The organism is Streptomyces sp. A3M-1-3, from assembly GCF_024213665.1.
Taxonomy (GTDB): Bacteria; Actinomycetota; Actinomycetes; order Streptomycetales; family Streptomycetaceae; genus Streptomyces.
Map to the genome: position 1 here is coordinate 283185 of NZ_JANAVP010000004.1, position 16619 is coordinate 299803.

At 70.0% G+C, this 16619-nt stretch carries 13 protein-coding genes and 1 pseudogene; 4 read left to right on the forward strand and 10 right to left on the reverse strand.

Annotation, left to right across the window (positions count from 1 at the left end):
• Nucleotides 1-831: 831 nt before the first annotated feature.
• Nucleotides 832-1374: a pyridoxamine 5'-phosphate oxidase family protein gene (locus NLX86_RS06760; protein WP_254370668.1), complete on the reverse strand. Its 543-nt coding sequence runs from the start codon at nt 1372-1374 to the stop codon at nt 832-834.
• A 71-nt stretch (nt 1375-1445) separates the two neighbouring features.
• Between NLX86_RS06760 and NLX86_RS06765 the strand changes: the two genes are divergently transcribed.
• Entirely contained in the window at nt 1446-1727 is a 282-nt protein-coding gene (locus NLX86_RS06765) for a metal-sensitive transcriptional regulator (RefSeq protein WP_254370669.1), read from the forward strand.
• A 57-nt stretch (nt 1728-1784) separates the two neighbouring features.
• On the opposite strand, the gene NLX86_RS06770 is transcribed toward NLX86_RS06765, so the two are convergent.
• Both NLX86_RS06770 and NLX86_RS06775 read right to left on the reverse strand, forming a co-directional pair.
• Nucleotides 1785-3017, reverse strand: coding sequence for a cytochrome P450 (locus NLX86_RS06770; protein WP_308409549.1), 1233 nt, complete (start codon nt 3015-3017; stop codon nt 1785-1787).
• A 79-nt stretch (nt 3018-3096) separates the two neighbouring features.
• The gene (locus NLX86_RS06775; protein ID WP_254370670.1) at nt 3097-4722 is read right to left on the reverse strand and encodes an MFS transporter; all 1626 of its coding nucleotides are present in this window, start codon (nt 4720-4722) and stop codon (nt 3097-3099) included.
• A gap of 186 nt (nt 4723-4908) precedes the next feature.
• Here NLX86_RS06775 and NLX86_RS06780 point away from each other — a divergent pair, with 186 nt between their 5' ends.
• Entirely contained in the window at nt 4909-5220 is a 312-nt protein-coding gene (locus NLX86_RS06780; protein WP_254370706.1) for a heavy-metal-associated domain-containing protein, read from the forward strand.
• A 132-nt stretch (nt 5221-5352) separates the two neighbouring features.
• Here the strand turns inward: NLX86_RS06780 and NLX86_RS06785 are convergent, their stop codons facing one another.
• From NLX86_RS06785 to NLX86_RS06815, 7 genes are all read right to left on the reverse strand, one after another.
• On the reverse strand, nt 5353-6060 hold the full coding sequence (locus NLX86_RS06785) for a hypothetical protein (protein ID WP_254370671.1): 708 nt from the start codon (nt 6058-6060) through the stop codon (nt 5353-5355).
• Nucleotides 6057-7883 carry an acyl-CoA dehydrogenase family protein gene (locus NLX86_RS06790; protein ID WP_254370672.1) on the reverse strand — a complete coding sequence of 609 codons (1827 nt, stop codon included), beginning with the start codon at nt 7881-7883 and terminating at the stop codon, nt 6057-6059. The genes NLX86_RS06785 and NLX86_RS06790 overlap by 4 nt, the downstream gene beginning before the upstream one ends.
• Nucleotides 7883-8935: an acetylserotonin O-methyltransferase gene (locus NLX86_RS06795; protein ID WP_254370673.1), complete on the reverse strand. Its 1053-nt coding sequence runs from the start codon at nt 8933-8935 to the stop codon at nt 7883-7885. The genes NLX86_RS06790 and NLX86_RS06795 overlap by 1 nt, the downstream gene beginning before the upstream one ends.
• A 62-nt stretch (nt 8936-8997) precedes the next feature.
• A complete protein-coding gene (locus tag NLX86_RS06800) occupies nt 8998-9771 on the reverse strand; it encodes an N-acetyltransferase (protein WP_254370674.1) in 774 nt (257 codons plus the stop codon).
• Nucleotides 9772-9814: 43 nt separating this feature from the next.
• On the reverse strand, nt 9815-10597 hold the full coding sequence (locus NLX86_RS06805; protein ID WP_254370675.1) for a leucyl/phenylalanyl-tRNA--protein transferase: 783 nt from the start codon (nt 10595-10597) through the stop codon (nt 9815-9817).
• 7 nt (nt 10598-10604) lie between these two features.
• Entirely contained in the window at nt 10605-13685 is a 3081-nt protein-coding gene (locus NLX86_RS06810) for a non-ribosomal peptide synthetase (RefSeq protein WP_254370676.1), read from the reverse strand.
• A gap of 802 nt (nt 13686-14487) precedes the next feature.
• Complete coding sequence (locus tag NLX86_RS06815) at nt 14488-14691, reverse strand: hypothetical protein (protein WP_254370677.1); 204 nt, start codon at nt 14689-14691, stop codon at nt 14488-14490.
• Between the two features lie 305 nt (nt 14692-14996).
• On the opposite strand from NLX86_RS06815, the pseudogene NLX86_RS06820 reads away from it, so the two are divergent.
• Both NLX86_RS06820 and NLX86_RS06825 read left to right on the forward strand, forming a co-directional pair.
• Nucleotides 14997-15260: pseudogene (locus NLX86_RS06820) on the forward strand (NDP-hexose 2,3-dehydratase family protein); the annotation flags it as partial.
• Nucleotides 15257-16231, forward strand: a complete 975-nt coding sequence (locus tag NLX86_RS06825; protein WP_254370678.1) for a Gfo/Idh/MocA family protein — start codon at nt 15257-15259, stop codon at nt 16229-16231. The pseudogene NLX86_RS06820 and the gene NLX86_RS06825, both read left to right, overlap by 4 nt.
• Nucleotides 16232-16619: the final 388 nt, after the last annotated feature.

Sequence of the window (16619 nt, forward strand, 5' to 3'; positions counted from 1 at the left end):
ATCTTGGAGGGATGGGGTACAAAAACCGGACCACCCCCCTCCGCTAACGTCCGCCTTCAGGTGGCGGGTGCCGGAGCCACGGCAGGCACCCTCGCGCGAGGTCAGTCGTTCCGTCCAGATGGCGGAGCCGCGGTTCCGGGCCGCCCCGGGCCCCTACAGTGGGGCTCGGGGCGGCGCCACATCCGGGCGTCGATTCTCCGCCGAAATTCCCCAAGAGATAGGCCAAGCGCCTTTCCCTAGATTGGTTCGGCGCGGCCAGCGAAAACCCTGGTCAGCACATCGCTAAACCTCGCACACCTTCTAAGCGCTTGGCCGCAGGTTCGAGTCCTGCCGGGGGCACCAAACCTGCGGCTCGACGAACCCGCAGGTCAGCAGGGCTCTCTTGCCTCGCACGTCCTGCCGACACGCCCGATCACACCGCAGGGGCAAAGTGCGTCGGCTCGTCCCAGGTAACCGGCCGGTAGCGAAAGTGCAGGTCAGGTGGTGTAGCACCACCACGCGTGCAGGGACTCCCCGGCCGCAGGTTGACGTCCTACGAGGGGCACGCCTCAAAAAGGACTGGCAGCGGCCACTCGCCTACGGAGCGTCGTCGTCGGGGTGATCAGCAAGCCATTGCAGCGCGGCGGCCTGGATCGCCTGAATCTGGTAGCGGTCGAGCACGACGCCGTCGGCCCCGTCTATGGTCCCGGTGTGTCGGTAGGCTCAGGACCGAAGTCGGTCGATCTCAGCCGCATCACCCAGTCGAGGGCTATCCTCGCCCCAGTCCGGCGGGTTGGTCATGGGCCCATGGGACAGCCACCGGGGTATCCGATCGGGCACCCCGGCGGGCTTTCAGGTGCCCGACTCGACCCCCGACGTCATGTTTTCCAGGGCCACTTCGATACGGCGGTCGATCCTGTCCTGTTCCCAGGTGCGGGTGTCGATCAGCCACCACCGCTCCACCTCGATCAGATAGAGCCGGTGGTCGGCCCCGTCCTGCAGCGCCGCCTTCGGCAGCATCCACTCGGCACGTTCCCGGGTGTCCGGGAAGACGGCCTCGTAGAACAGCGGGTGGTAGTGGTCCAGGTCGGCGCCCGATATCTCCGAGCACCGCCCGGCGAACTGGGCGCCGTCGATCGCCTCGACGTCCAACCCCGCGCCGCCGCCCGTCAGAAAGAGCGATCCGCCGACCCGGGGCGAGGCCGCGAGGTCGCGGCTGTGACGGGATCCGGTCGCCGATCCGTAGACAAAGCGCAGCGGGCCGTCGAACCAGGCGTACTCCAGTGTCGCGACCCACGGACCGTCCTCCGGCGACACCGTGGCCAGGCTCAGATACCGCGCGTTGCAGAGCAGCCGCCGGGTCCTGTCGATCAGACTGTCCAGCTCAGTGGGCACCCTAACTCCTATACCTGTACAGGGTATTTACGTGGCATGCTATACGCCCCCAGCCACGCCTCAGGAGAACCATGAACGGCTACGCCGGCCACAAGGACGACTACCTCAAGCGCATGCGCCGGATCGAGGGGCAGGTCCGCGGCATCGCGCGAATGATCGAGGACGACAAGTACTGCATCGACATACTCACGCAGGTCTCTGCCGCGACCCGGGCCTTGGAGGCGGTGGCGCTCGCCCTGCTCGACGAGCATCTGCGGCACTGCGTCGCCCAGGCGGTACAGGAGGGGGGCGACGTCAGCACCGAGAAGCTGGGCGAGGCCAGTGCCGCGATCGCGCGGCTCGTCAGGTCCTGACGGTCCGGCCGTCCCCGCCTGCGGACCGGGAAACGGCCTGACTGTGGCTGACGGTGGCTACTTGTGGTGCAGGCGGACCGGCAGCGAGGTGATGCCGTTGCCGATGAAGGTGCGCTCCGGCTCGATCCCTTCCGGCGCCACGGCGAGTTCGAGCCGCGGGAAGCGCTCGAAGAGCGCCGGCAGGGCCACCCGGGCCTCGAGGAGCGCGAGGCGCGAACCGGGGCAGAAGTGGGCGCCGAGCCCGAAGGCGATGTGGTCCTTGTCCTCGCGATCGATGTCGAAGACATCGGGAGCGTCGTGGATTCCGGGGTCGCGGCCGTGGGCTCCGTAGGCGATCAGGATCGCGTCGCCGGCCCGGATGACGACGCTCTCGCCGAGGTCAATGTCCTCGGTGGCCCAGCGCATCGGCAGATGCATGACCGGGCAGTGGATGCGCAACGACTCGTCGATCGCATGGCTCCAGCGTTCCGGGGCGGCCTGCAGGGCACGCAGCTGGTCCGGGCGGGCGAGCAGTTCGCGGACCGTGTGATCGATGAGGTTGATGGTGGTCGTACTGCCGCCGCCGATCAGCAGGAGCAATGTGGATATCAACTCATGCTCGGTCAGCGGCTGTTCGCCGCCCTCCTCATGGGCGGCGATGAGGAAGCTGGCCAGGTCGTCGCCCGGATCCCGGCGCTTGGTATCGATGAGGGTGTGCATCTCGGCGACCAGAGCCTGGTAGACGGCGATCGACTCCGCCTCGGGTACGTCGGTCTCGCCGACGGCCCTGAACAAGCGGAGCACTTCCGGCCGCTGATCGGCGGGGACCCCGAACAGGTCGCAGATCATCTCGGTCGGTACGCGGTAGGAGAAGGCGTCGTGCAGGTCGACGACGGCGTCGCCCGGCTGCTGCTCCAGGTCGTCGAGGAGACGGGTGGTCAGCTTCTCCAGCTGGGACCCCATCGCGTCGACGCGCCGCGGGCTGAAGGCCGGCGTGATCAGTTTCCGCAGCCGGGCGTGCTCCTTGCCCTCGGCGGTGGCCATGGAGTCCACGTCCACCCACGGCGACAGCCAGGGCACGGAGCCCGGCTGATAGCTCGGCACGTTCTTCTTGAGGTTCCGGGAGACGCCAGGGTGCGTGAGGAGCATTCGGACGACGTCGCCCCGGGTGACCGACCACGCCCCCACCCCTTCGGGCAGCTGGACGGGAACGGCGGGCCCCATCTCGCGGAGGCGGTCGACCTGTTCGTACATGCACCGGCCGCCGGCGCTGTCGAGCGTCGTGGTGGGCGAGGCGCTGAAGGCGATCACGTTGTAACCCCTGCCAGGTGATTGGTTCGGTGTCCGGATCCGGTCCGGAGTGATCCGCGGGCGCGGCACAGGCTAGTGATCATTTTCGTACGCTGTCATCTGCCGGCTCCGTGACGGCCGCGACTTTGTCCGGCGCACCGGGCGTCACGGCGGCCGTGCCGGTGGGTGGTACGTGGCGCAGCGCGACCGCTGCCAGAATCGCACCGACGGCGGCGACCCCGGCGGCGACGTAGGCGCCCGTGTTCAGTCCGCCGGCGAACGCGTCCCGGGAGGCCTGCAGCAGCGACTCGCCCAGCTCGCCCGGGAGTTGGCCAGCAGCGGCGATCGCACCGCCGAGGTTGTCCCTGGCAGCCTCCTCGACCTCGGCGGGCAGGCCCGCGGGCAGGCCGTCGGTGACCTCGCTGCGATACGTGGCCAAACCGATGCTGCCGACGATCGCGACACCGAGCGAGATGCCCAGGTCGTTCACGGTGGAGCTGAGGCCTCCGGCGGCGCCCGCCTTCTCCGGCGGCACGGAGCTCACGACCAGGTCGGTGGTGAGCGCCATGGACGGGGCGACGGCCGGGTACAGGACGATGAAGCTCGCGATGAGCAGCGGCAGGCCGGTGTCGCTTCCCACCTGGGTGAGCAGCAGATAGCCGACGACCTGCACGGCCAGGCCGGTGGCGATGACGTATCCGGGCCGTACCCGGCGGGCCATGACCGGCGAGAGGGTGGCCACCACGATCAGCACGAGCGCGGCGGGCAGGATCGCGAAGCCGGTCTCCAGCGGCGACAGCCCCTTCACCTGCTGCAGGAACTGGGTGAACATCAGATAGATGCCGCCGAGGCCGGTCGCCGCGAGGATGAACACGCCCAGGGCACCGCCGACGGCCCGGTTGCCGAACAGCCGCACATCGAGGAGCGGCGCCGGGGAGCGCAGCTGACGGATGACGAACAGCGCGCCGAAGACCAGGCCGATGGCGATGGCCGCGAGGCATACGGCGAGCGATTCGTCCGTGGCGATGGACTTGATGCCGTAGATGAACGGCAGCAGGGCCAAGATCAGCAGGACGGCGCTGACCAGATCGAGCCGACCCGTCTGCGACTTCTGGTGTCCGGGCAACAGGAAGGGTGCCCCGACCACCACGAGCAGCATGACCGGTACGGCGACGAGGAAGGTCGCCCGCCAGGAGAAGGCATCGAGCAGGAGTCCGCTGAGCAGCGGGCCGAGTGCAACTCCGGCGGAAATGGCGGCGGCCCAGGCCCCGATGGCGACACCCCGCTGCCTCGGGTTCTGGAACATCCCGAAGATCAGGCCGAGGGTGGCGGGCATCTGTGCCGCGGCCGCCACACCGAGCAGGGCCCGCCAGACGATCATCATCACCGGATCGTCGGCGCTTCCGGCGACCGCCGAGACCACGCCGAACGCAGCCGCACCGATCATCAGCAGGTTCCGGTGGCCGAACCGGTCGGCCACCGTGCCCATGAGGACGAGGAGGCCGGCCATGAGGAAACCGTAGATGTCCAGGATCCACAGCGTCTGGGTGCTGCTGGGCTTCAAGTCCGCAGCGAGATAGGGAATCGCCAGGAACAGGATGGTCAGCATCATGAACAGGAGCATCGCGGGCAGCACCAGCAGGGCGAGCGCGAACCACTCCTTGCGCCCCGCGGTCGGCTCCGGGCCTCCGGCAGCCTGCTCGGGCGAATTCTTCGCCGAGGACATCGGTTCTCCTTTCCCGGCGATCGCCCACTGGGCGTCGCGCCGGCGATGGAAATATATACCCCTACCGGGTAGGTGTATTGCAAAGTATGAGCACCAATCCGCCTTGTCAAGGCCAGATCAAGGACTGTAACCCGTAGGGGGTAGGGGTATATTTTTGGGCGCGAACAGCCCAGGGGCCGACCCTGAATCAGTGGGCCGCGAACCCTCCGGGAGGAATCCACGTCGTCCTGCTGCACCCCTGACGGCAGCTGCTCGACCACCTCGGCCGCCTCGCCCGCCACGGGGCAAGTCAGCGTCTACTCGGTTTCAGGCATGACCTGCGGCCACTGCAAGTCGGCCATCACCAAGGCCGTCGGCGACCTCGCCGACGTGCTGTCCGTGGATGTCGACGTGGACGCCGGCCAGGTCGCGGTGACGACCGCGGGAGATCCCGACGACGCACTGATCACCAAGGTCGTCGACGACGCCGGCTACGAGCTCACCGGCCGGGCCGCCTGACGCGGACGGGGTCAGGCCGGTCCGGCCCGGTCCGGCTCCAGCGAACCCGGGGCACAGGCCGCCGAACACGATTGTGCGGATCGGTCACGGGTCACGCTCTCGATGAGTGAGATCACGCCCGATCATATACCCCTACCCCATATGGGTATTCACGCCGACGTCCTTCGCGAGGGTGTTCCAGAATTCGGCCTCGTACACGTGCACCATCCGCGCGGTCCGTATGGCGTCGACCGGATCGTCACCGCCGGAGAGGCCCGCCTCCAGCGTGGCCTTCGCCTGGTCCAGGAGATCCTGGGGCGTCTCGGCGAAGAAGCGGAAGTGCCCGAGCGCCTCCTCGCCGAACCCGTACCGGGACGCAAGCGCCTCGGCCGCGCGGGCGTACTGGGCCCCCGAATCCGGCACGTTCGCGAGCAGCGCGAGGGCGATGTCGCTGCACGTACCGAACAGCGCGGTCTGCGTCAGATAGGCCGGGTACGCCTGCGCGAGCGGCCTCGGCTCGTACGCAGCCAACTTCCGTTCGTCCAGCCCCAGTCCGGCGGCGAAGCCCAGGAGCAGCCGCAGCGCTTCGCCCTCCCCCGCGGCCATGGCGAGGAACAGGTCACCGGCCGGAGCGGACGGGAAGCGGGCGGCGGCCAGGGCGAAGCTGCGCCGGTCGCTGCGGACGAGCCGGTACAGTTCGCCTGCCAGCCAGCCGAGTTGCTCCCTGGACACCTGACCGGCTTCGAGCAGGTCGAGGAACCGGTTGGGCGCCGAGTGCTCCTGGATCTGCTGCTGCACGGACTTGATAAGGGTGGTGACGTCACGGTCCATCGGACGCTCCTGGTCGTCGGTCGGGTTCATCGGTTCGCCGTGTCCGCCCGGACGGTGCGGCGCAGGTTCGGGCCGGCCGCGGGTCCCGGCTTGGGTTCGGCGATCCAGGGGCCGTCGACGGAGGCGTCGACGACCCCCTCCTCCAGCCATGCGTAGTGGTCGTCGAGCACCTGGCGGGCGACCACCCGGTCGCGGGCGTCGGTGTTGTCCGCGAGGCGCTCGAACAGCTCGGCGACCCGGCGCCGGGCCTGTGCGCAGAAGGCGTCGGCGAGCCTGGCCGGGGCGTCGCCGTGCCCGGTCAGCGCCTCGGCGTACGCACAGCTCGCACTCATCGCGTACAGCTCGGAACCGATGTCGACGATCCTGCCCAAGTACCGCTGGCAGTCGCCGAGTTCGGCGTCCGTCCGGTCCGCGGCCCGGGCGAGCAGCCCGGCCAGCCTGCGCGCCGCCCGGTCGGCGAAGCGCAGATGTCCGGCCAGCGACTCCTCGTCGTCGGCCGCGGCCGCCGGCTGATCCATGCCGTCCTCGGCCTGCACCGGCCGGTCCGCCGAGCGGTGCTGCTCAATCACGTCCTGGGCGAGGAACGTCCGCAGTACCTCGCTCGACCCGTCGAAGATCCGGCCGATCCGCAGGTCCCGCAGGAGCTGTTCGGCCGGTACACCGCGCTCTCCCCGCGCGGCCGCCGACTCGGCCGTCTCGTATCCCCGGCCGCCGCGCAGCTGCACGAGTTCGTCCGCGACCAGCCATGCCTGCTCCGAAGCGAACAGCTTCGCCAGCTCGGCCTCCATGCCGGTGTCGTTCCCGCCCAGGTCCGCCCGGCGCCCGGAGACCTCGACCATCGCCTCCAGGGCGAACGCGGTCGCCGCGATGAACGACAGCTTGCCCGCGACCGCGTCGTGCTCGCCGATCGGCCGCCCCCACTGCACCCGGGCACCGGCCCACTCCCGGGCGATCTTCAGACTCCACTTCGCCGCCGCGGCGCAGACCGCGGGCAGCGAGAGCCGCCCGGTGCCCTGCGCGGCAAGGGCGGCCTCCAGGCCCTTGCCCTCCCCGCCGATCCGGTTGCCGGCCGGAACCACGACCTCGTGCAGCCGGATGACGCCGTTCTCCAGGCCGCGCAGGCCGAGGAAGGAGCTGCGGTGTTCCACTGTCACGCCCGCGGCGTCGCCCTCGACCACGAACGCGGTCATCCCGCCGGGGCCGTGGTCCGACGCGGGGACGAGGGCCATCACCACCAGCAGATCGGCGATGACACCGTTGGTCGCCCACAGCTTCACACCATTGAGCGTGTACGTTCCCGAGGCCCGGTCGGCGACGGCGGTGGAGTGCATCCGGTACGGGTCGTTGCCGATGTCCGCTTCGGTGAGGGTGAACGCGGAGATCTCCCGCACACACCGCGGCAGGAACGCCCGCTTCTGCTCCTCCGTGCCGAACAGCATGACCGGCTGCGGCAGTCCGATGGCCTGGTGGGCCGCGAGCAGCTCACCCAGTGCCGAGTGGACCGTGTTGACGATCATCAGGGCCCGCAGGTAGCAGAGCCCGGACAGACCGAGTCCGCCGTACTCCCGGGGGATCTTGATGCAGAACGCCCCGATGTCCTTGAGGCCCTCGATCACCCGGTCGGGGATGCGGTCCTCTCGTTCGATCAGGCCGCCGTCGGCCTCGTTCTCGCAGAACTCCCGTAGCCCGGCCAGGAATTGCTCCTCCGCCACCCCGAGACGCCGTGGATCGCCGGGGGGCAGGGTGAGGAGATCGGTGCGGAGCCGTCCGAGGAACAGCTCCGCACCGAAGCTCGGCAGGGCCGGGGCCGGGGCCGCCGCATCGTGAAGGGTTGCCGTGTCCGCCACTGTCATCAGGCCGATGCGGGAACGGCCTGGATGATGGAGAGCGGTCCGGCCGCACCGAGCTGCACGGACTGCACGGTGAAGCCCGTGTCCTCGAGCATCGCCCGGAACTCACTCTCGGTCCGCTCCCGGCCACCCGAGTTGACCAGCATGTTCAAGTCGGTGAAGAACGCGATCGGCTGGTCCGTGGAGGCGGTCTCGGGCAGCACGGACCCCACAATCAGCAGGGTGGCGGAGGCTGGTATCTGGGCCCGGCAGGAGCGCAGCAGGGCCCGGGCGTCCTCGTCGTTCCAGTCCTGGAAGACGCTCTTGATGATGTAGAGGTCGCCGTCGGTGGGGATGTCCTGGAAGAAGTCGCCCGCCCTCGCCTCGCAGCGGTCGGTGATACCCGCCTTCTCCAGGACGCCCGGTGCCTCGGCCACCCCGCTGGCGCTGTCGAACACGATCCCCTGCAGATGGGGCTGGGTGGGCAGGATCGCGGCCAGCAGGGTTCCGTCGCCGCCGCCGAGGTCCACCACCTTCTTGGCGCTCGAGAAGTCGTAACCGGCCGCGACCTGTGCGGCCGCGATCCGCGACTCCTCGCCCATGGCCACGTTGAACAGCGCGCTGACGGCCTCGTTGTTGGCCAGGTGCGAGTAGAAGTCCGTGCCGTGGAGCTTGTCGAACGCGCGCTCACCTGTGGTGACCGAGTGCCTCAGCTCCTGCCACGAGGTGACCAGGGCGGGGTGGCAGAACATCCGGGTGAAGGAGAGCAGCGAGTCCGGGGAGTCGGAGCGGAGCTGCGATCCGACGTCGGTCAGCGCGAAGCGGCCCGGCTCGGGTTCCGACGTGATCCCGACCGCCACCAGCACCCGCAGCAGGCGCCGCAGCGACGGCTCGTGCGTCCCGGACTCGGCCGCCAGCTCGTCGCTGCCGCGCACCCCGTCCTTGATCAGGTCGGCAAGGCCCAGGTCGGCTGCCACACCGATGGAGGCTGCGGCCATGTAACCGCCGATCCCCTCGATCAGTGCCGCACGCAGGTTCATCTTCTCGGTCGGGTTGGTGGTGGCTGTGCTGGTCATCAGGCTCGTCCTCCATGGGGCGGTGGTCAAAGGAAGCGAATCGGATCGGAGTTCGTGCGGGATCACGGGCGATCGGCGAGCCGGTGTCGCACCCAGACGTTGGGTTCGAGGTAGACGGCCTGATCGTGCTCGACGTTCGCCAGCACCGGAGTGAGCGCACCGGGCACCTCGACAGGCCCACTGGTGTCGAACGGCAGACTGGTCCAGGTACGCCACTGCGCCAGGCTGCCGGAGATCGTCATCGACACCGGGCAGACCTTGAGCACTTGGCCGCCGGCCCGCACATGCACCCGCAGCCAGGGGTCCTCGGGCAGCCCGTCCGGACGCCTGCGCGCGGCGTACTCGTCCATCGGGAGCCACGGTTCGGTGTGCTTGAGGCTGGGCCGCACGGGGGCCACCAGGTCGCTGTACCCCAAGTGCCGCCCGTGGTCGTTGAGCGCCCGCAGGGTCTGACCGGACAGGTTCTGCCCAAGGAGGCCGGGTGCCACGGCGATCTCCAGGGCGACCAGGGCGTTGAACTCGCGGCCGGCGTAGGTGTCGGCCATGCACTGGCGCAGCGCCTCGTCCCAGCCGTCGTCGGGCAGCCCGTCGGGGTCGCCGTCCCAGTGGATGGGCGCGCTGGCCGCACGGGCGACAACCTTGTCGTCGCCGTCGAGGACCACGAGTTGGTGCCGGGCGTGGCGTTCGAACACCCAGTGCACCAGGGTCGGGTCGGGTCGGATGTACGCCGGCCAGGACGACTCCATCGTCAGCATGGCCGACTCCAGGTCGGGCCGTTCGGCGAGACTGGTGATGTGCAGATCTGCGCCGATGGTGCCAGTGCTGCCGGTGGGCATGTCGGACCTCCAGAGGTGGTGTCGAGTCGTACGTCGTCGGGGGTCAGTCGGCCAGTCGGCGGGCGGGCAGCGGACCGGTGGGCAGCGGCGAACCGCCGAGCGGGGTGCCGAGCAGGTCGAGGTAGTGCGACCGGGGCACCGGGCGTGCCCCGAGCAACCTGACATGGTCGCCGTCGTGCTGGACGTCGATGGCGGCGCCGCCTGCCTCGGCGAAGCGCCGGGTGAGATCGGCGACCGCCACCTTGCCCGCCCCGCTGCGCAGGGTGAACTGCGAGTCGGCGCTGAAGACGGTACCGATGCGCACCCCGAAGGTGCCCCCGACGAGTTCGCCGCCGTCCCAGACCTCCACGCTGTGGGCGTATCCCAGCTCGTGCAGGCGACACAGGCTTGCGAGCAGTTCGTCGGTCAGCCAGCGCTCGGTGCGACCCGCCCGGCACTGGGCGGCCACCCGTTCGAAGCAGACGTCGACGGTGGTCGTCCAGTCCGTCCTGCTGCGCAGCTGTTGGCGCAGGCTGCGCTGGACACGGGCCTGGTCGACGAGGATGAGCGGCCGCGGGTCCGGTGAGCACCAGGCGACCGAGTAGGGCTCCCGGGAGCCGGGCAGGATCTTCACCCGCCCGGCCGCCACCTCGGACTCGTACGACATCTCATTGAGCAGTTGGTGTTCGACGGTGGCGGCGGGGAAAGGGTAGAGGCCCTGCCGGTAGGCGCCGAGCAGGCTCTGCGGGCGAAGGTCGTCACCGAACGCGACCGGACCGTCGGTGGGGGCCGCCGCCGGATCGAAGGATTCCCAGGCCGACTTGGGCCGGGTGAGGCTTGGCAGCATGTCCGCCTCAGAGGAAGTCGATGTCGGTCAGGTACCGGATGTAGCGATCGAGCATCTCGGCGTCCACCGGCGGGATTTCAATGCCGCTGCCCTGCAGGGCGGCGTCCACGTTGTCCCGGGTGAAGACCGGGAAGGTGGTCTCCAGGTACATCTCCGCCACGCTCATCGTGCCCGTGGAGCACCGGTCGATGAAGAGCGGGGCAAAGGGGGTCATGGGGTGCCCGGGCTGCTCCACCGCGGTCTCGACGACCCGGTCGAGCCACTCGTTCCAGGGCACGTCGCGGATGGTGTGGCCGTGTGCCCGCAGCCGTTCGGTGAGCACCGCGACATTGACCTTGCCGGGGTTCGTGAGGTGGTAGACCTCACCCTTCGGCAGGCTGCGCGCGGCGATGTGCACCACGACCGACGCGAAACAGTCGACCGGCGTGTAGTCCAGGGGGAGTTCGGCGATGGGCGAGGTCCCGGTGTCGACGATGAACTTCTTCATCGCACACATCTCCGTCGCCGTGTTCCAGGCGCCGGTCGCGCGGTCGCCCGAGATGTCGGCGGCCCGGTAGATCGCCACCGGAAGGCCTTCCTTCGCGGCGTTGCGCAGCAGCTCCTCCGCGACCCACTTGCTCTCCACATAGCCGACGGACAGATGGTCGGCGTGTGCGGCCGGAGTCTCCTCGGTGACGTGCCGGACCCCTGCCGTGCCGAATCCGGAGATCACCGCCATGGTGGAGGTGTAGTGAACGGGGGCGTTGCGGTAACGGGCGGCCATGCGGATGATCTCCCGCGTGCCCTCGACATTGGCCGGCCGCATATGTGAGTAGGGGTAGATGAAATTGACGAGCCCGCCGGGGTGGTGGATCACGTCGACGAGGCCGGCGAGCCGGTCGAACTCCGCTTCCGCAAGGCCGAGCTGCGGCTCGGCCAGATCACCCGGAACAGCGGAGATCCGCCCGGATTCGCGGTACTCGGCGAGGTCGTCCTTGAAGTAGTGGACCGCGTTCGCCTGGATGCGCTCCATCGCATGACCGGCCCCGTCGGCCCGGACGAGACAGTGCACTGTGGCATCGGTGGTGGCGAGGAGTTCACGCAGCAGATAGATGCCGAGGAACCCGGTGGCTCCGGTGAGGAAGATATGGGCCGGCTGCTGCCAGGAGGCCTGCTCGACCGGCGTACGCCGGATGAGTACGTCGCCGAGGGCAGCCTCGGCAGCGAAGTCCACGCGCTTGGCGTCCTCGCTGGAGAGCGCCCCGGCCCTGGCCGACTCGACCGCCTTGGCGAAGCCGCGGAGCGTCGAGTCCTCCAGCAACAGCCGGATCAGCGGGCGCACTTCGGTGATCAGGATGCCGAGTGACGTGCGGACCTTCGCGAGCAGTTGGGCGGCCAGGATCGAGCTGCCGCCGAGGTCGAAGAAGTTGTCGTACGGCTCGATGCTCTCGACGTCGAGGACCTGGCGCCAGAGCCTGGCCACGACGCGTTCAACCATGCCGGCGGCCTGCTCCGGTTCGCCCGTCGGGGCCGGAGACGCCGACGCCGGGACATGCTCCGGCGCGGGCAATACCGCCAGGTCGACCTTGCCGTTGGTCTTGACCGGCATCTCGGCGAGCCGGACGAACGCCGACGGGACCATGTAGGCGGGCAGCCGGCCGGCGGCGAAGGCCCGCAGGTCCGCCGTGCCGAGCGGGTCCGTCTCCCCCGGTGCCGCGGTGTAGTAGGCGGCGATCTGCAGTTCGCCACGGTGGGGGTACGGCTTCACCGCGACGTCGGCGATCAGATCGTGGGCGGCGAGTGCCGTCTCGATCTCGGCCGGCTCTACGCGGAATCCGCGCACCTTGATCTGCCGGTCGACACGCCCGGTTATCTCCAGGTTTCCATCGGGTGTCCAGCCGCCGAGGTCCCCGGTGCGGTACATCCGCGCACCGGTCCTCGCCGTGTCGGGGTCCGGCAGGAACCGCGCGTGGTCCGCCCCCTTGGAGAGGTAGCCGCGGGCGACGCCGCGGCCGGCTATGTATATCTCGCCGTGCCGTCCGGCCGGCACAGGCTGCATGTCCTCGTCCAGGACATGGACGGTGGTGCCCGGCAGCGGCACACCGACCGGGGCCGCGCCCTGCTCCGGCAGCAGCTGCTCGGTGATCTCCATCGTGCAGGAGGTGATGGTCGTCTCGGTCAATCCGTACGCATTGACAAGGCGCGAGGCGGGCATCAGGCGCAGCGCGGTCCGGCAGTCCTCGGCGTGCACGGCGCTGCCGCCCACGATCGTCAGCCGGACCGGAACCTCGGCCGGGGTGTGGGCGAGTTCGGACAGAAAGGCGCGCCAGTACGAAGGGGTCAGGTCCATCACGGTCACCCGGCGCACGGTCAGCTCGCCGGCCAGTTCACTCGGCGCCCAGACGCGGTCCGGGAGGACCAGCGTCGCCCCGTTCAGCAAGGCGACGAGGATCTGCTCGATGGCGGTGTCGAAGGTGATGGCCGCGAACTGCAGCACCCGGTCCGCCGGACCGACCCCGTACCGCTCGTTGATCTCTGCGCACAGATAGCCGAGGGAGGCGTGGTCGACTCGCACCCCCTTCGGGGCGCCGGTCGATCCCGACGTATAGATGAGGTAGGCGGAGTCCGACAGCTCGACTGCCGTCCGAGGGGGTCCGGCCGGGATCTCGGCGGACGGTCCGCTGTCCGCGGCGGGGTCGAGGACCGGGAGCGCTTGGGCCGGTGCGGCGGCGCCGGCCGGGCGGGTCCGCCCGGCGAAGCGGCGCCGACCTTCGGGACCGGTGACGACGGCCGCGCAGCCGGCCTCTTCGAGGAGCGTCAGGACGCGCTGGTCGGGCACGCCCGGCTCCACCGGCAGATAGGCGGCGCCCGCCTTCCACGTGGCGAGCAGCGACACGATCAGATCGATCGAGCGCTCCAGGTGGACCATGACCACCGCGTTCCGGCAGACCCCGTGCGCCTGCAGGCGGCGGGCCAACCGGTCAGCGCGCGCGTCCAGTTCGGCATAGCTGATCCGCCGATCGCCCTGCTCCACCGCAGTCGCATCCGGTTGCGCGGCGGCGCGGAGGGCGAAGTCCACGTGGATCAATGACTTTCCGTCGTTTCCCATTCTTCCCCTCGTTTCAGGCCCGGGCCGTGCGACGCCTGACCACGCGTCAGCGGCGCCCAACTGGGCATGTGTCTTTCATGCAGCTCCTGCTCGGGGCGCCCACACTATTGGGCCGCTCACCACAAGCGCACAGCCCGGACGCTCACTTCCGTGTCCGCGGCGTACGACCGACATTCCTTGATCCTCTGCCCTGCGAGACAACCCTACGGGGGTAGGGTGTGTCAACAGATTGACCGGAATGATGGTTGACGTTTGAACCGGTGCAGAGTTGGCAAAGTTCTCTATCTGCGCAGGCCGGTACCACGGGCCGTGGCTACCGGACAGGGCGCGTGACTCCCGGGCGGTCGCGGTACCGGGAGAGGTACCTGGCGTCCATGCGGTACCGGAGTCTGAGCGGCCAGGCGCCCGACGCGACGGGCTTGCGGTTCCGGACGAACAGGGTGCGACCGCCCACGTCCGGCATGGAGACGGGCGCCATGCGCGCGGCCTTGCACGCGTCGGGATCGACCGGGACAACCCCTTGAGGGGAGCGGCGGTATTGCGTCCGGCGGTCTCCGCCCGGAGCCGCGCCGTCATCCACGTCTTGGGCAGGGCATGCCCCACGCCCCGTACGTCGCCGAAGTGCCCGCGGCGAAGACGTTGCGCAACGCCGGCACTGCCGGCGTGGCGTCGACCTTCACCAGGCGGTGCTCGCTGAGCAGTTCGTCCGGAAGGGCGAGGTCGCGCCCGCGGGGGGGCTGGTGACGGCGATCAGGTCGGCACCGAGGGTGGCGTCGGACAGCACCAGCTCGCCGCCGTCGATTCACTCGGCGCGAGCGTGCCTGACGGTCTCGACCCCGACGGTCCCCGCGGTGGAAGCAAGCCGGCCGGCGGCCCGCTCTCCGAACTGCCGGTCCACGGCGCCGCCGTCCTCGACGACGAGAACCCGTACGGCCGTCCGTCCGGCGCTCCACGTCCCGCGTGCGATCCGGCCCGCGTACTCCAGACCCGGGGCCGATCCGCTCACCGGTCAGCAGGAACGCGACCGCGCCCTCGGTCAACGCGGCGACCGGATCCCGGAGTTGCCGGACCCGTGGGAGTCCACGGGAAGAGCGCATGCTTGTCGCCGCCCGGTGTGCGGCGGCGATCCGCGGGCGCACCTGGGCGAGGCCCAGCCACTGCCGGCCCACCTGCCCGACTGGCCCGATCACCAGCCGCTGGACAAGGCCGAGCATGGTCGGCTGTTGGCCGCGTCCACCGTGTCCTGCGTCGGCGCGGCGGAGACGGCCGGCACCGTCAAGCTGGCACAGACCGCGGCCCCTGCGCTACGCGCTCGACCTGATACTCGCCGCCGACCCGGCGCGCGTCCGGTACGAGGCCGTGCACTCGGAAGAGGGCGGCCGGTTCCTCAACGCCGAGAGCCGGTACCTCCTCGTCGAGGCCGACGAGGACCAGGCCCCCCTAGCCCCGCCCGCCGGATACCGCTGGGCCACCACCGGCCAGCTGACCACCCTTGTCCGCCACGGCCACTACCTCAACGTGCAGGCCCGCACCCTGCTCGCCTGCCTCAACGCGGCGGCGGGGCACGGCCGATGACTCCGGTACGCATCGGAGTCCTCGGCTGCGCCGACATCGCACGCCGCCGCATGCTCCCCGCCATGGCCGCCACGGACGGTGTCGAGATCGCCGCGGTCGCGAGCGGCGACGCGGCCAGGGCGCGGGAACTCGCCGGGCAGTTCGGCGCCCGGCCGGTGCACGGCTACGCCGCACTCCTCGACCGCGACGACGTCGACGCCGTGTACGTGCCGCTGCCGGCCGCACTGCACGAGGAGTGGACCGAGGCCGCCCTTCGCGCGGGAAAGCATGTACTCGCCGAGAAGCCGCTCACCACCGGCCCGGCGGGCACCGGCCGGCTCATGGCGCCGGCCGAGCGGTCCGGGCGGGTCCTGATGGAGAACGTGATGTTCGTCCATCACCCCCAGCACGCCGCCGTCGCGAAGCTCGTCGCAGACGGGGCGATCGGTGAAGTACGCGCCTTCCAGGCGGCCTTCGCGATCCCCGCACTGCCCGAGGACAACATCCGCCACCGCGCCGACCTCGGCGGCGGAGCCCTGTGGGACACCGGCGTCTACCCGGTCCGGGCGGCCCTGCACCACCTGGGCGACAGTCTGCGCGTGGTGGGGGCCACCCTCGTGCAGCAGCCTGGACGGACGGTCGACACGGGCGGTGCGGCACTGCTGCGCACCCCCGAAGGGGTGAGCGCACAGCTCGTCTTCGGGCTGGACCACGCCTACCGGTCCTCGTACGAGATCTGGGGAAGCGAGGGGCGCATCACGGTCGACCGGGCCTTCACCCCGCCGGCCGATATGCCACCCCAAGTCCTGCTTGAGCGGCGCTCCGGCACCGAGCGCATCGCGCTGCCCGCCGCCGATCAGGTGGCCCGCACGGTGGCCGCGTTCGCGGACGCGGTCCGTACCGGCGGGAAGCCGGATCCGGATCCGGTGTGTCTGCGCCAGGCCGAGCTGCTGCACGACGTGCGCGTACACGCCTCGGTTGACTCGGCTTGACTTGAACCATGGCTTAAGTTGCAGCTCTCCTCATGGGTCAGTCCACCACCGCAACCGTTCCTATGGACTGAGAGTGAGTCCGATCAGCCGCACGCTCCGAACGGTCTTGAGCGCACTGGTCCCCGGCGTACTCGACCCCGAGGCGGCGACACGCATCCCGTGCGTGGTCCGGTCCCGGGAGGCCAGTTCCCTGTGCGACCTGGCCAAGTGGGTACGGCCAGAGGCAACGGGGAGGCCCAAACCATCTCTCTGGTGGAGAGGGGGCCCGCACGCCGGCACCGTTCCCGGCGTCCCAGATCGCAGCACGGACACTACCGGGGGAGCGGCCAGTTTCCCGAATCCAGACCTCGCGAGCGATGCCCATCCGGCCTCGTCTCACTCCCGCACA

Coding starts and splice junctions, on each gene's coding strand:
- NLX86_RS06795 (WP_254370673.1), bottom strand. CDS start 8,935: ATGACCAGCACAGCCACCACCAACCCGACCGAGAAGATGAACCTGCGT.
- NLX86_RS06810 (WP_254370676.1), bottom strand. CDS start 13,685: ATGGGAAACGACGGAAAGTCATTGATCCACGTGGACTTCGCCCTCCGC.
- NLX86_RS06775 (WP_254370670.1), bottom strand. CDS start 4,722: ATGTCCTCGGCGAAGAATTCGCCCGAGCAGGCTGCCGGAGGCCCGGAG.
- NLX86_RS06790 (WP_254370672.1), bottom strand. CDS start 7,883: ATGACAGTGGCGGACACGGCAACCCTTCACGATGCGGCGGCCCCGGCC.
- NLX86_RS06800 (WP_254370674.1), bottom strand. CDS start 9,771: ATGCCCACCGGCAGCACTGGCACCATCGGCGCAGATCTGCACATCACC.
- NLX86_RS06765 (WP_254370669.1), top strand. CDS start 1,446: ATGAACGGCTACGCCGGCCACAAGGACGACTACCTCAAGCGCATGCGC.
- NLX86_RS06785 (WP_254370671.1), bottom strand. CDS start 6,060: ATGAACCCGACCGACGACCAGGAGCGTCCGATGGACCGTGACGTCACC.
- NLX86_RS06825 (WP_254370678.1), top strand. CDS start 15,257: ATGACTCCGGTACGCATCGGAGTCCTCGGCTGCGCCGACATCGCACGC.
- NLX86_RS06805 (WP_254370675.1), bottom strand. CDS start 10,597: ATGCTGCCAAGCCTCACCCGGCCCAAGTCGGCCTGGGAATCCTTCGAT.